This is a genomic window from Polynucleobacter sp. MWH-Loch1C5 (genome assembly GCF_018881775.1).
GTDB lineage: Bacteria > Pseudomonadota > Gammaproteobacteria > Burkholderiales > Burkholderiaceae > Polynucleobacter.
In genome coordinates, this window is sequence record NZ_JACVPR010000004.1 from 1 (window position 1) to 604 (window position 604).

Genomic DNA, 604 nt, shown 5'->3' on the forward strand with positions numbered 1-604 from the left:
AATAAGACTATGGTGTATGGTGACGCAACACCAACATTGACGGCTTCTATTAGTGGTAATCAAAACGGTGATACTAATACTCAAGTATTGAGTGGTGGTGCCACTTTATCGATTACTGCTTCAGGAACGTCAACATCAGGTAACTATATTTTTGGTTCTCACACGATTGGTACGAGTGGTGCCACAAGTAGTTTAGGTTATAACATTAGCTATACAACCGGTACCTTAAGTGTTTCGCAGAGAACTGTTACTGTGAGTGGTATTACTGCTTCTAATAAAGTTTATGACGCCAATCGAACAGCAACAGTTAGTATCTCTGGGGTGATATTCGCTAACAGAATCAATGGTGACCTAATAACAATATCTTCCACAGGTCTATTTGATACTAAGAATGCAGCAGATGGTAAGACGGTGACATTAACCAGTACTTATGGTGGTACTGATGTCAATAACTATAGCTTTACAAGTCAACCAACAACAACCGCGAATATTACTCAGAAGGCATTGGATATCTCTGGTTTAACAGCTGCGAACAAGACCTATGATGGTAATACAACAGCGAGCTTGAGTGGTACGGCTGTATTGACGGGCTCAAGTACTGATG

1 protein-coding gene is annotated in these 604 nt (G+C 40.6%); it reads left to right on the forward strand.

What is annotated here, in order from left to right; all coding sequences use genetic code 11:
- Window positions 1-604 (forward strand): YDG domain-containing protein (locus ICE94_RS08415; RefSeq protein WP_255539175.1); only part of this gene is annotated, 604 nt, incomplete at both ends.